12 protein-coding genes are annotated in these 11,935 nt (G+C 64.4%); 5 read left to right on the forward strand and 7 right to left on the reverse strand.

The window, feature by feature from the left end; genetic code table 11:
- Positions 1-93 precede the first annotated feature (93 nt).
- Together gyrA and QF118_RS13560 are read left to right on the forward strand one after the other, a co-directional pair.
- Positions 94-2,850, forward strand: coding sequence for a DNA gyrase subunit A (gene gyrA, locus QF118_RS13555; RefSeq protein WP_282299582.1), 2,757 nt, complete (start codon positions 94-96; stop codon positions 2,848-2,850).
- Positions 2,851-2,901: 51 nt separating this feature from the next.
- Positions 2,902-3,252 carry a DUF6614 family protein gene (locus tag QF118_RS13560; protein ID WP_282299583.1) on the forward strand — a complete coding sequence of 117 codons (351 nt, stop codon included), beginning with the start codon at positions 2,902-2,904 and terminating at the stop codon, positions 3,250-3,252.
- On the opposite strand, the gene QF118_RS13565 is transcribed toward QF118_RS13560, so the two are convergent.
- On the reverse strand, positions 3,249-4,727 hold the full coding sequence (locus QF118_RS13565) for a carboxypeptidase M32 (protein ID WP_282299584.1): 1,479 nt from the start codon (positions 4,725-4,727) through the stop codon (positions 3,249-3,251). The two genes, QF118_RS13560 and QF118_RS13565, sit on opposite strands and share 4 nt — an antisense overlap.
- A gap of 3 nt (positions 4,728-4,730) precedes the next feature.
- Positions 4,731-5,879 (reverse strand): heme A synthase, encoded by a 1,149-nt coding sequence (ctaA, locus tag QF118_RS13570; protein ID WP_282299585.1) that lies wholly within the window; start codon positions 5,877-5,879, stop codon positions 4,731-4,733.
- A 220-nt stretch (positions 5,880-6,099) separates the two neighbouring features.
- Here ctaA and QF118_RS13575 point away from each other — a divergent pair, with 220 nt between their 5' ends.
- Positions 6,100-6,420: an SH3 domain-containing protein gene (locus QF118_RS13575; RefSeq protein ID WP_282299586.1), complete on the forward strand. Its 321-nt coding sequence runs from the start codon at positions 6,100-6,102 to the stop codon at positions 6,418-6,420.
- Between the two features lie 50 nt (positions 6,421-6,470).
- Here QF118_RS13575 and QF118_RS13580 read toward each other — a convergent pair whose 3' ends face one another.
- Positions 6,471-7,232, reverse strand: a complete 762-nt coding sequence (locus QF118_RS13580) for an RNA methyltransferase (RefSeq protein WP_282299587.1) — start codon at positions 7,230-7,232, stop codon at positions 6,471-6,473.
- Positions 7,233-7,404: 172 nt separating this feature from the next.
- Here QF118_RS13580 and QF118_RS13585 point away from each other — a divergent pair, with 172 nt between their 5' ends.
- Positions 7,405-8,022, forward strand: coding sequence for a thiamine phosphate synthase (locus QF118_RS13585; RefSeq protein ID WP_282299588.1), 618 nt, complete (start codon positions 7,405-7,407; stop codon positions 8,020-8,022).
- 3 nt (positions 8,023-8,025) lie between these two features.
- Here QF118_RS13585 and QF118_RS13590 read toward each other — a convergent pair whose 3' ends face one another.
- From QF118_RS13590 to QF118_RS13600, 3 genes are all read right to left on the reverse strand, one after another.
- Positions 8,026-8,850 (reverse strand): lyso-ornithine lipid O-acyltransferase, encoded by an 825-nt coding sequence (locus QF118_RS13590; protein ID WP_282299589.1) that lies wholly within the window; start codon positions 8,848-8,850, stop codon positions 8,026-8,028.
- Positions 8,847-9,611 carry an L-ornithine N(alpha)-acyltransferase gene (locus QF118_RS13595; RefSeq protein ID WP_282299590.1) on the reverse strand — a complete coding sequence of 255 codons (765 nt, stop codon included), beginning with the start codon at positions 9,609-9,611 and terminating at the stop codon, positions 8,847-8,849. The genes QF118_RS13590 and QF118_RS13595 overlap by 4 nt, the downstream gene beginning before the upstream one ends.
- A 136-nt stretch (positions 9,612-9,747) precedes the next feature.
- Positions 9,748-9,933 (reverse strand): DUF3553 domain-containing protein, encoded by a 186-nt coding sequence (locus tag QF118_RS13600; RefSeq protein ID WP_282299591.1) that lies wholly within the window; start codon positions 9,931-9,933, stop codon positions 9,748-9,750.
- 24 nt (positions 9,934-9,957) lie between these two features.
- On the opposite strand from QF118_RS13600, the gene QF118_RS13605 reads away from it, so the two are divergent.
- Positions 9,958-10,563 (forward strand): histidine phosphotransferase family protein, encoded by a 606-nt coding sequence (locus tag QF118_RS13605; RefSeq protein ID WP_282299592.1) that lies wholly within the window; start codon positions 9,958-9,960, stop codon positions 10,561-10,563.
- Between the two features lie 53 nt (positions 10,564-10,616).
- Here the strand turns inward: QF118_RS13605 and QF118_RS13610 are convergent, their stop codons facing one another.
- A complete protein-coding gene (locus tag QF118_RS13610; RefSeq protein WP_282299593.1) occupies positions 10,617-11,882 on the reverse strand; it encodes a glutamate-5-semialdehyde dehydrogenase in 1,266 nt (421 codons plus the stop codon).
- Between the last annotated feature and the right edge of the window lie 53 nt (positions 11,883-11,935).

Consider the following 11,935-nt stretch of genomic DNA (forward strand, 5'->3'; position numbering starts at 1 on the left):
AATCCCCCATACCGCCGCCATTGCACCCTACAACTTGTCTAGGGTATAACCGCTGACAACAAGATATGGCATAGCAACGGACAGGCAAAACTCGTGAGCGATACGCCCGAAACCCCTGATAATGAAGAAGTAATTCGCGCGCCGCACAGCGGGCCTTCGATCTCGATCGAAAACGAGATGAAGAACAGCTATCTCGATTACGCCATGAGCGTGATCGTCAGCCGTGCGATTCCCGATCTTCGTGACGGGTTGAAACCTGTGCACCGGCGCATCCTTTATACGCTTTGGGAAAACGGCCAGACCCGCGCCAAGCCCTATCGCAAATGCGCGACGGCCGTCGGCGACGTGATGGGCCGCTATCACCCGCATGGCGACAGCGCGGTCTATGACGCGCTGGTCCGCATGGCGCAGGATTTTTCCATGTCGCTGCCGCTGATCGACGGTCAGGGCAACTTTGGCTCGATGGATGGTGATCCGCCCGCTGCCTACCGGTACACGGAATCGCGGCTGCAGAAATCGGCCGAGGCGCTGCTTGAGGACATCGACAAGGAAACCGTCGATTTCGTTCCCAACTATGCCAACGAACGGATGGAACCCACGGTTCTGCCCGCCCGCTATCCCAACGTGCTGGTCAATGGCGCCGAAGGCATCGCCGTGGGCATGGCCACGCGCATCCCGCCCCACAACCTGGGCGAGGTGATCGACGCGACGCTGGCGCTGATGGAAAACCCGGATCTGACCTCGGAAGAGTTGAACCAGTACATACCTGCCCCCGATTTCCCCACCGGCGGCGTGATCCTGGGCCGGTCGGGCGCGCGCAAGGCCTATCTGGAAGGGCGCGGCAGCGTCATCATCCGCGCCAAGACCCGGATCGAGGAGATCCGCAAGGACCGTTACGCCATCATCATCGACGAGATCCCCTATCAGGTGAACAAGGCGACGATGATCGAACGCATCGCCGAAGCGGCGCGCGACAAGAAGATCGAAGGCATCGCCCACGTCCAGGACGAATCCGACCGGGACGGCGTGCGCGTGGTGGTCGAGCTCAAGCGTGACGCCACCGCCGAGGTGGTGCTGAACCAGTTGTTCCGCTTTACCCCGATGCAGACCTCCTTTGGCTGCAACATGCTGGCCCTGAACGGCGGCAAACCCGAACAGCTGACGCTGCGCGCCTTCCTCACCGCCTTTGTGGATTTCCGCGAGGACGTGATCGCGCGCCGGACAGCATATCTATTGCGCAAGGCGCGCGAGCGGTCACATATCCTGTGCGGCCTGGCGGTCGCCGTGTCCAACGTGGACGAGGTCGTGGCCACCATCCGCGCCTCGGCCGATGCCTCCGAGGCAAGAGAAAAACTGATGGCGCGCCGCTGGCCGGCAGGAGAAATCCTACCCTTTATCGCGCTGATCGACGACCCCACCCACAAGGCCAACGAGGACGGCACCTACAACCTGTCGGAAACCCAGGCCCGCGCCATTCTGGAACTGCGCCTGCAGCGCCTGACCCAGTTGGGCGTCAAGGAAGTCACCGACGAGCTGGAAGAGCTGGCCGCCAAGATCAAGGATTACCTCGACATCCTGGGCAGCCGCGACCGCATCATGCAGATCATCGGCGATGAAATGCGCCAGGTCCGCGATGATTTCGCCGTGCCGCGCCGCACCGCGATCGTCGACTGGTCCGGCGACATGGACGACGAGGACCTGATCGAACAAGAGGACATGGTCGTCACCATCACCGCCGCCGGCTGGATCAAGCGTACCGCGCTGGCCGATTTCCGCGCCCAGAAGCGCGGCGGCAAGGGGCTGTCGGGCGGCGCCATGAAGGACGACGACGTGGTCACCAACCTCTTTGTCGCCAATACGCATACCCAGCTGCTGTTCTTCACCACCGACGGCATGGCCTACAAGCTCAAGACCTGGCGCCTGCCGCTGGGCGGACGGACATCCAAGGGCAAGGCCATCGTCAACATCCTGCCGATCCCGACAGGGGTGTCGATTGCCGCCATCATGCCCGTCGACCGCGCCGAGGAAGACTGGGACGACCTGCAGATCGTCTTTGCCACGTCCAAGGGTTCGGTACGGCGCAACCGCCTGTCCGATTTCACAAACGTGAAATCCAACGGCAAGATCGCGATGAAGTTCGAGGGTGAGGACGAGAACACCCGCCTGATCAACGCGCGCATCTGCTCGGAAGACGACGACGTGATGCTTGTCACCAATTCGGGCCGGGCGATCCGCTTTGCAGTGCCGGATGTGCGGGTCTTCAACTCGCGCGCGTCGACCGGTGTGCGCGGTGTGCGCCTGCTTGGCGATGACGAGGTCGTGTCGATGTCGGTCATCCGCCATTTCGACGCCGAAAGCGACGAGCGTGCCTCGTATCTGAAGATGCGCCGCGCCATGGCCGGGATCACCGATGATGCCGAACAGGGCACCGACGAGGATGGCAATGCCGACAGCCCGCTGTCGCCCGAGCGCTATGCCGAAATGTCGGCGGCGGAAAACCTGATCCTCACGATCACCGCCAAGGGTCTTGGCAAACTGTCGTCCAGCCATGACTATCCGGTTCGGGGTCGCGGCGGCATGGGCGTCACCGCTTGGGAAAAATCCATGCGCGGCGGCGACATCGTGGCCAGCTTCCCTGTCGAGATGGACGATCAGATCATGCTGGCCACCTCGACCGGCCAGTCGATCCGCGTGCCTGTCGACGGGATTTCCTTCCGTTCGCGCAGTGCGGGCGGCGTGAAGGTCTTCAACACCGGCAAGAACGAAGAGGTCGTTTCCGTGGCCTGGATCGCCGATCAGGGCGACGAAGACGACGACGGCACCGGCGCCCCCGAAGACGCGGCGGAATAAGCCAATATTTAACCTCCCTTCCCCATAGTCACGCGGGAAGGGAGACACCCCATGAACCTCTATACCTGTTCGATCGACCTGCGGAACGACGGCGTGGCGCTGAAATTCGCCAAGGCGCTGGATGAATGGATGACCCATTTGCAGGAACGCAAGGTCATCCTCAGCTGGCAGTTGTACCGCCGCAAGCTGAACCTGGCCTCATCCTCGCACCGCGATTTCCTGCTGCAGATCGCGGTTCAGGACCTGGCCCAACTGGACCAGGCCTTTCGCACGCTGGGGCAACATGACGAAACCGTCGACATGCTGTATCGGGCCGTGCACGACCAGATCATGCACGCCGAATTCGGGTTGTACCGCCCCTTCCCCGACCCTGAGCGGGCCGAGAGGATGGCGCTGCTTTAAAGCCCGTAAAGCCCGCCGAACTTCTCTTCGAGATAGTCCAGCAGCGGCCCTTCGCTGGGGGCCGTGCCGCCGCAGGCGCGGGTGATGACCTCGCGCGGCTCGTAGAGGCCGCCAAAGTGTTGCAGGTTGTCGCGCAGCCAGTCGGTGGCGCCGCTGGTGTCGCCCTCGGCCAGCTGGTCGTCCAGCCCCGGCACCGCGTCGCGCAGCGACTGGTACAGGCAGCCGGCATAGACATTGCCCAGCGAATAGGTCGGGAAATAGCCAAACAGCCCGGCCGACCAATGCACATCCTGCAGAACCCCGTCTGACGGTTTGTCCACCGCATAGCCGAAGTCGGCCTTGAAACGGTCGTTCCAGGCGGCCTCAAGATCGCCGACGGACAGATCGCCCCGGATAAGCGCGCGTTCCAGATCAAAGCGCAGCAGCACGTGCAGGTTATACTGCACCTCGTCCGCCTCGGTGCGGATATAGCCGTTCTTGACCTCGTTCACGGCGGCGTAGAACGCGTCTTCGTCAGCGATGCCAAAATCGCCAAAGGTGTCGCGCATCTTGCCATAGATCCAGCCGGTATAGGCCCGCGATCGCCCGATCTGATTTTCATAGATGCGGCTTTGGCTTTCGTGCACCCCCATCGACACGCCCTTGCCCAGCGGGGTCAGGCGGTAGGCGGGGTTGATGTTCTGTTCATAGCTGGCATGGCCGACCTCGTGGATCGTCGAATACAGGCAGCCGAACGGGTCCAGCGGCGCGGTGCGGGTGGTGATGCGCACATCATCGCCGCTGCCCGAGCTGAAGGGATGCACCGCCTTGTCCACCCTGCCCCGTTTGAAATCATAGCCAAAGCTGCGCGCGACCAGCCGCGCCAGCTTCATCTGGCCGTGTTCGTCAAAGGTGCCCTTGACACCCTGCGGCGACGGCCGCGCCAGCACCGCCTCGCGCAGCGCCACCAGACGCGGCCGCAGGGCGGTGAACATCGCCTCCAGGTCGCGGCCCTTGGCGCCGGGTTCATAGTCTTCCAGCAGCGCGTCATAGATGTCACCGCCATCCGACAGGGCCTGGGCCTCTTCCTGGCGCAGGGCGATGATCTCGGCCAGGGCCGGGGCAAAGCTGTTGTAGTCGTCATCGGCACGGGCCTCGGCCCAGATGACATGCGCGCGGCTGATCAGGCGCGCCAGTTCGGCGGCCAGCCGCGCCGGGATCCGGGTCGCCCGGGCGTGGCTGCGGCGGATGTCGCGCAGCTGGGCGCGCCCGGCCGGGTCCAGCGCCTCGGGGTCGATCGCGGCCAGCCAGTCACCGATCTGCGGCGCCACCCGGCGTGCATGCAGCACCGATTCCATCGCCGCCAGTTCATCACTGCGTTGATCGGCGGCACCGCGCGGCATCATGGTTTCCTGATCCCATCCAAGCCGACCGGCGACCTGCGCCAATGCCTCGGTTTCGCGCTGGAACGCCATCAAATCGTCAAATGCCTGCATTCTTCAAATGCCCTTTCGAATGGACTGCTTCATTGGATATCGCGCCGCGAACCGCGCCCGCAAAATCAAGGCCCACAGGATCACCGCACCCAGCTGATGCAGCAGTGCAATCACCAGCGGCGCCCCATAGACAACTGCGACGATACCCAACACAACTTGCACGAGCAACATGGCAAATACCGCATTGAAGCGAAAGCGCGTATCGGCATTGGCCGACTTGCGCGCGCGCAGCCAGACCACCAGCCCAAAGGCAAACAGACCATAGCCCGCCATTCGGTGCATGAACTGCACAAGCCCGGCGTTTTCAAAGAAATTCCGCCACAGCGGGTCCAGGTCAAAGGGGAACGGCGGCAAGAACGCCCCGGCCATCAGCGGCCAGTCGTTATAGGTGCGCCCGGCGTCGATCCCCGCCACAAGGGCGCCCAGAAGGATCTGCAAAAAGGCGAAATGCATCAGGCCGGTCGACATCGAAAACAGCCTGGGCTGGGCGTCGCGGCGGGCCTGCATCAGGTCCTTTTCCTCGCGCGCCAGAGCATAGACATACCAGGCGATGAACCCAAGGATCACGAAGGCCAGGCCCAGATGCGTGGCCAGCCGGTACGAGGCGACATCCAGACGCTCTCCTCCCAGCCCCGAGGACACCATCCACCAGCCGACAGCGCCCTGCAATCCGCCCAGCACGCCCAGCCCGAACAGCCGCCCGGTCCAGCCGGTCGGAATGCGCCGCGCCGCCAGAAAGCCGAAAAAGCCGATGGCCCAGACCAGGCCGATCACCCGGCCCAATTGCCGATGGCCCCATTCCCACCAATAGATGAACTGGAACTCGGCCAGGGACATGCCCTTGTTCTGCAACTGGTATTCGGGGATCTGGCGGTATTTGTCGAATTCGGCGGCCCAGGCCTCGTCGCTCATCGGGGGCAAGGCCCCGGTCACCGGGCGCCATTCGGTGATCGACAGCCCGGAATCGGTCAGCCGTGTCAGCCCGCCCACGCCGATCATCACCACCACCAGCGCAAACAGCAGCATCAGCCACAGCCGCACGGCGCCGCGCGCCCCGCGTTTGCCCGCGTCGATCATGCCCCGCGCGGGCTGCGTGACCTGCGCCTGCGCACCCGGCGCCACTTCCTCGAAAAGCTTGCGTTTTCCAGCCATGTCCTGCCTCCAAATTCTGGCAGGACAGTAGTGCCCGGACCCCAGGGCTTCAAGCGCCCCGGGCGCCTTGCCGCAGGGGCACGGGGTCAGGATTTCCCCGGTCAGGCATTCCTGACTTATGCCGCTGCCCGCGGCGTATTAGCCTTGGACCCATAGACAGCAAGATTTCAAGCATCCGCCCAAGGCTTTCGCCGCTCATTCAACCCAAGGAATTCATACCATGAAGCGCATTCTGACCGCCGCCGCCATCACCCTGACCACCAGCCTTGTTGCCGGCGCCGCCCTCGCCACGCCCTATTGGGTCGACAATGGCATCACCCTGAACGCCCGGTCGGGCCCGGGGACGAACTACCACGTGCTTGGCTCGTTCCCTCCCTGCACCAAAGTGCACGTGATCGCCCACCAGCACGGCTGGGCCAAGCTGTCCTACAACAACGGCTATTACTGGGTGTCGGCCAAGTACCTGCAAAACCATGCCTGCAACACCGGCTATCACCAGCCCGCGCCGAAAAAGAAATCCGGCGGCTACAACAACTACTGATCCGTCCAACTCCCTGACCGATCAGTCTGACTTCGGACTGGGCCCCGCGCTCAGTCCGATTTTTGCTGCGCGCCGCGCTCCTTCCAGCGCACCATCTGGCGCATGATGCCATGCAGGGTCTGCACGTCGACCCGGGTCAGCGGCATGCGGCTCCACATGTTGCGCAGGTTCAGCTTCATGCTGTCCGCCTTGTGCGCCGGAAAGAAAAAGCCCGCCTCGTCCAGTTGCTCTTCGTAATGGCGGGCCAGGTGATCCACCTCCTGCACGGCGGCCCAGTCGGTCCCGGCCAGCTCCTCGCGCAGGGCGGTGACCTGGGTGCTGGCGCGCTGCCACTCATAGGCGCACAGCAACACGCATTGCGCCAGGTTCAGCGAAGCAAAGACCGGGTTCACCGGCACCGAGATGATGGCATTGGCCTGGGCGATGTCCTCGTTCTCCATGCCCGCGCGTTCGGGGCCGAACAGCACCGCCACCTTCTGCCCGGCGGCGATGCGCCGCTGCGCCTCGGCCATGGCCTCTTCGGGGCTGTAGACCGGCTTGGTCAGATCGCGCGACCGCGCGGTGGTGGCAAAGACATAGGTGCAATCGCCCACCGCCCCGGCGATGTCCTCGCACAACAGCGCCTCGTCCAGCAGCCGCCCGGCGCCGCTGGCCATGGCGGTGGCATTGGGGTTGGGCCAGCCGTCGCGCGGTGCCACGATGCGCATCCGGTCCAGGCCAAAGTTCCACATCGCCCGCGCCGCCGCGCCGATGTTTTCGCCCATCTGCGGACGCACCAGGACAAAGGACGGCTGAGGGGTATCGGTCGGCATGGCTGTCTCCTGAAAAACCGCCCTGCGATACCCAGTGGCCGCGCAAATCGCAACCCGGCCCTGCTTCTTCTTGGTCCAAATACTCATTTGCTCCGCCCGCAACGGGCAAATCCCCATGGTCAAAGCCCCCTCCGCGCGATAAACCGCCTCAAACGCACGACAGGAGCCTTTCATGCCCGAGCAGGACGCCCCGCAGATCTACCTGGTCACCCCGCCCGAGTTCGACCTGGGCACATTTCCCGCCCGGCTCACCCAGGTGCTGGAGGCCGAACCCGTCGCCTGCCTGCGCCTGTCGCTGGCCACCCGCGACGAAGACCGCCTGATGCGCGCCGCCGACGCGGTGCGCGAGGTTGCCCACCAATTCGACGTGGCGCTGGTGATCGACACCCATGTGGTGCTGTCGCAGCGGCTGGGGCTGGACGGCGTGCATCTGACCGATGGCGCCCGGTCTGTGCGCGATGCGCGCAAGGCGCTTGGCCCCGACGCCATCGTCGGGGCCTATTGCGGCCAGTCCCGCCACGAAGGCATGAACGCAGGCGAGGCTGGCGCCGACTACATCTCGTTCGGGCCGGTGGCCGGTGCGCTTGGCGACGGCGCCATCGCGGGCGATGATCTGTTCACCTGGTGGTCGCAGATGATCGAACTGCCCGTGGTCGCCGAGGGCGGCCTGACCGAAGAGCGCATTCGCGCCCTGGCCCCGATCACCGATTTCTTTGCCGTGGGCGAGGAAATCTGGTCGACCGAGGATGCCCTGGCCAGTCTGCGCCGCCTGCGCGCCGCCATGCTCTGAACATCAGCCCTGCGCGGCGTGATGGCCGCTCCGGACTTCCTTTTCCAGGTGCGCGGCCAGGGATTTGCGGTTGGCGAAATGGTCCACCCGCACTGGCGGGTGATAGAGCAGATCAACCGATCCGTGCCGCCAGGTGCCCAGCATCCGCAGCAGCGAGCTGCCGAAATCCATGTCACCCCACCAGCCGTAAAAGGCCGGCTCGCGCCCCTTGGGCGCATGGTAGACGACGCTGACCGCCTGCATCTGAAGCGCATGTTCCAGCCGGTCGGAATAGAAGGCCCCGAACAACGTGGTCTTGAACGGCAGCACCCGCAGCCCGTCGGTCGAGGTGCCCTCGGGGAAGAACAGCAGCCGGTGGCCATGCATCAGCCGCTCTTCGAACAGCGCCATCTGCGCCTTGGCCTCGCGCCGGTCGCGTTTGATGAATACGGTGCCGGTGGCGCGCGCCAGCCAGCCGATGCCGGGCCAGCCCGCGACCTCGGCCTTGGACACGAAATAGATGTTCTTGCGGCTGTTGAGCACGAAGATGTCCAGCCAGGACGAATGGTTGGCCACGATCGCCCCCGGCCCCTTCATGCGCGGCCCGCTGACCCGCAGGCGCAGACCAAAGATCCGCAGCACCGTGCGGCAGACGCCTTGGGTGATCCAGGGCGTCACGGGGCGGTCCAGCCCGCATAGCGGCCGCTCGATCTGGCGGATCAGCAGCAGAACCGCCAGCCCGCCAAAGACCACCACCGCCATCGGCACGCCGCGCAGCAGCACCAGCGCCCAGCCAGACAGGCCAAGCGGCTGCGCCGCAGGCGGCGTCGGTCCGTCCCAGGTGGTCATGCGCCGGTCTCCTTGACGTAAAGCCCCTTTTGCCGGGCGTTCATCCGCGCCGTGTCCATCACAAGGCAGATATCGGTGGTGTTGAACCCATGATCGACAAACGCGCCTTCGCCGACAAAACCGCCCAGCCGCAGATAGGCCTTGATCAGCGCCGGAACCTGCACCATGGCGGCGCGCCGGTCCAGCTGCGCCTCGGGGATCAGGTCCATCGTCTGAAAGGCGCGCGACCGCACGCGCAGGTCGGGCGGGGCCAGGTGCCGGTGATGCAGCAGCGACAGCGGCTGCGCCAGCGCCGCAGGGTCCGTGCCATGAAAGCTGGCGACGCCAAACAGGATGTCGATCCGGTGTTGCTGGACGTAGCCCGCCAGCCCCTGCCACAGGTGGAACATCGCCGACCCGCCGCGATAGTCGGGATGCAGGCAGGACCGACCCAGTTCCAACAACCGCCGACCGCCCGCCCGCAGCGCCGTCAGGTCATATTCATCCTCGGAATAGAACTGCCCCGCCGCGCGGGCCTGATCGCCGCGCAACAGCCGGTAGACCCCGACAACCGCATCACCGCGATCGCGGTCCATGCACAGCAGGTGATCGAAATACGGGTCAAAGCGGTCACGCTCCAGTTGCGCGCCATGATCGACCAGCGGCCCGTCGCCGCCCAGTTCCTGGACAAAGACCTGGTAGCGCAACCGCTGCGCCGCATGCACCTCTTGCTCGGAGGCGGCAAGCCGCACCGAAAAGCTTTGCTGGGCCTGAGCCTTCATCCTGGGTTCCTGCCGCCGTCCCTTTCGGGGGTTTCTAGTCAGCGCACCCGGCATGCGCAATGCAACAGAGCCCGAACCGTAACGGCACTTTGCATTTCCAAAGCGTTTTGATTAACTTTTCTTAAACCTGTCTCTACTAATCGTGACCATAGATCGGAAGTAACAAGACGCGCCGGGCATCTATGACAACTTTTCCTTCTTCACGGAAGTTGACCGTGATACGCCCGCCGATGTTGGATTGCACCTGGCCTACCCCCCAATCGGGCCTGTCCGGATGCGTGACCAGCATCCCAGGTTCAAGTAACGCGTTCACTTCTTCCATGGATTTTCCTTTTGAGCGGAGCACATGATGCCGAAAGATAGCGCCACCCTTGCCGCATTGGTAGGGTCCCGTCTGTGCCATGACCTGATCAGCCCCGTTGGTGCAATCCAGAACGGGCTTGAATTGCTGGAACTGTCAGGCATGAGCGACGTGCCCGAACTGGAGTTGATCCGCGACAGCTGTACCAATGCGGCCGCGCGCATCCGGTTCTTTCGGGTTGCCTTTGGCAGCGCCGGGGACAGCCAAACCATGGGACACCGGGAAATCCAGTCGATCATGGCCGACCTGACCCGCCATGGCCGCGTCAAGGCGGACTGGCGGCCGGACCGCGACCTGCCCCGGACCGAGGTGCAGATGGCCTTTCTGGCCTTTTTGTGCAGCGAGGCGGCCCTGCCGCAGGGCGGCACTGTAAGCTTTGCCAAGGGCCAGACTGGCTGGTCGATCGCCGCCTCGGGGCCGCGCCTGAATGTCAACGCCGCGCTTTGGGATCACCTGACAGGGGGCCCCGGCCCCGAAGAGATCACCGCCGACAAGGTGCAGTTTGCCGTTCTGGCACTGCTGGCGCAGGACCGCGGCCGCAAGATCCGCGTCCACAAGGGCACCGAATCCCTGCGGATGGAAATCCTGTAAAAACACGTTTTTCTTCGGCAGGCGCCCCCGGACCCGGGGCCGCCCTGCCCTGATCAGCCGCGCACGGTGCCGTCGCCGGTCACCAGGTATTTGAAGCTGGTCAACTGCATCGCCCCAACCGGGCCGCGCGCGTGCATCTTGCCGGTGGCAATGCCGATTTCCGCGCCCATGCCGAATTCTCCGCCATCGGCAAACTGGGTCGAAGCGTTGCGCATCAGGATGGCACTGTCGAGCCGCTGAAAGAACCGCTCGGCGGCGGCGTCGTCCTCGGTCAGGATGCAATCGGTGTGGTTCGAGCTGTAGGTGTTGATATGGGTGATTGCCGCGTCGATGTCATCGACCACGCGGGCGGCGATGATCATGTCCAGATATTCGCGGCCCCAATCGTTGTCCTGCGCCGCCGTCACGCCGGGAATGGCCTGCAGCGTTGCGTCGCCGCGCACTTCGACCCCGGCTTCGAGCAGCGCCTTGATCAGCCCTTGCCCGATGGTGTCCAGCACATCGCGGTGGATCAGCAGGCATTCGGCCGAACCGCAGATGCCGGTGCGCCGGGTCTTGGCGTTCATCACCACCTTGAGCGCCTTGACCGGGTCGGCCTCCTTGTCGACATAGATGTGCACGATGCCTTCGAGATGGGCAAAGACCGGCACGCGGGCCTCGCGCTGGACCAGTCCGACCAGCCCCTTGCCGCCGCGCGGCACGATCACGTCGATATAGTCGATCATCGTCAGCATTTCCGTCACGGCCGCGCGGTCGCGGGTCGGCACCAGCTGGATCGCGTCCTGCGGCAGACCGGCGGCGGCAAGCCCCTGCACCAGGCAGGCATGGATCGCGCCCGAGCTGTGAAAGCTTTCCGAGCCGCCGCGCAGGATCACCGCATTGCCCGCCTTCAGGCACAGCGCGCCGGCATCCGCCGTCACGTTCGGGCGGCTTTCATAGATCACCCCGATCACGCCCAAAGGCGTGCGCACGCGCTTGATATGCAGGCCCGAGGGGCGGTCCCATTCCTCCATGACCTGGCCAACGGGATCGTCCTGCGCCGCCACCGCGCGCAGCCCGTCGACGATGCCCTGGATGCGCGCTTCGTTGAGCATCAAGCGGTCCATCATGGCATCGGACAGGCCCTTGTCGCGGCCGAACTCAAGATCCTTGGCGTTGGCGGCGATGATGTCGGCGCGGGCGGCCCAGACCGCATCGGCGGCAGCCTCGAGCGCCTGTTGCTTGGCCTGCGCCGGGGCAAAGGCCAGTTCGGCAGCCGCGTGTTTGGCGCGGGCACCGATGTCCTGCATGAGGGCGGGAATGTTGGTCATATCCGTCATGTGGGGCCTCGTGTGGGGGATGTTGGATTTTGAGTATTTTTGCCAAGAAGAAG

Source organism: Tropicibacter oceani (assembly GCF_029958925.1).
GTDB lineage: Bacteria > Pseudomonadota > Alphaproteobacteria > Rhodobacterales > Rhodobacteraceae > Pacificoceanicola > Pacificoceanicola oceani.

What these genes read in the sequence shown, in the direction of transcription:
- QF118_RS13560 (WP_282299583.1), top strand. Translation starts at nt 2,902, where the DNA reads ATGAACCTCTATACCTGTTCGATCGACCTGCGGAACGACGGCGTGGCG.
- QF118_RS13565 (WP_282299584.1), bottom strand. Translation starts at nt 4,727, where the DNA reads ATGCAGGCATTTGACGATTTGATGGCGTTCCAGCGCGAAACCGAGGCA.
- ctaA (WP_282299585.1), bottom strand. Translation starts at nt 5,879, where the DNA reads ATGGCTGGAAAACGCAAGCTTTTCGAGGAAGTGGCGCCGGGTGCGCAG.
- QF118_RS13575 (WP_282299586.1), top strand. Translation starts at nt 6,100, where the DNA reads ATGAAGCGCATTCTGACCGCCGCCGCCATCACCCTGACCACCAGCCTT.
- QF118_RS13580 (WP_282299587.1), bottom strand. Translation starts at nt 7,232, where the DNA reads ATGCCGACCGATACCCCTCAGCCGTCCTTTGTCCTGGTGCGTCCGCAG.
- QF118_RS13585 (WP_282299588.1), top strand. Translation starts at nt 7,405, where the DNA reads ATGCCCGAGCAGGACGCCCCGCAGATCTACCTGGTCACCCCGCCCGAG.
- QF118_RS13590 (WP_282299589.1), bottom strand. Translation starts at nt 8,850, where the DNA reads ATGACCACCTGGGACGGACCGACGCCGCCTGCGGCGCAGCCGCTTGGC.
- QF118_RS13595 (WP_282299590.1), bottom strand. Translation starts at nt 9,611, where the DNA reads ATGAAGGCTCAGGCCCAGCAAAGCTTTTCGGTGCGGCTTGCCGCCTCC.
- QF118_RS13600 (WP_282299591.1), bottom strand. Translation starts at nt 9,933, where the DNA reads ATGGAAGAAGTGAACGCGTTACTTGAACCTGGGATGCTGGTCACGCAT.
- QF118_RS13605 (WP_282299592.1), top strand. Translation starts at nt 9,958, where the DNA reads ATGATGCCGAAAGATAGCGCCACCCTTGCCGCATTGGTAGGGTCCCGT.
- QF118_RS13610 (WP_282299593.1), bottom strand. Translation starts at nt 11,882, where the DNA reads ATGACGGATATGACCAACATTCCCGCCCTCATGCAGGACATCGGTGCC.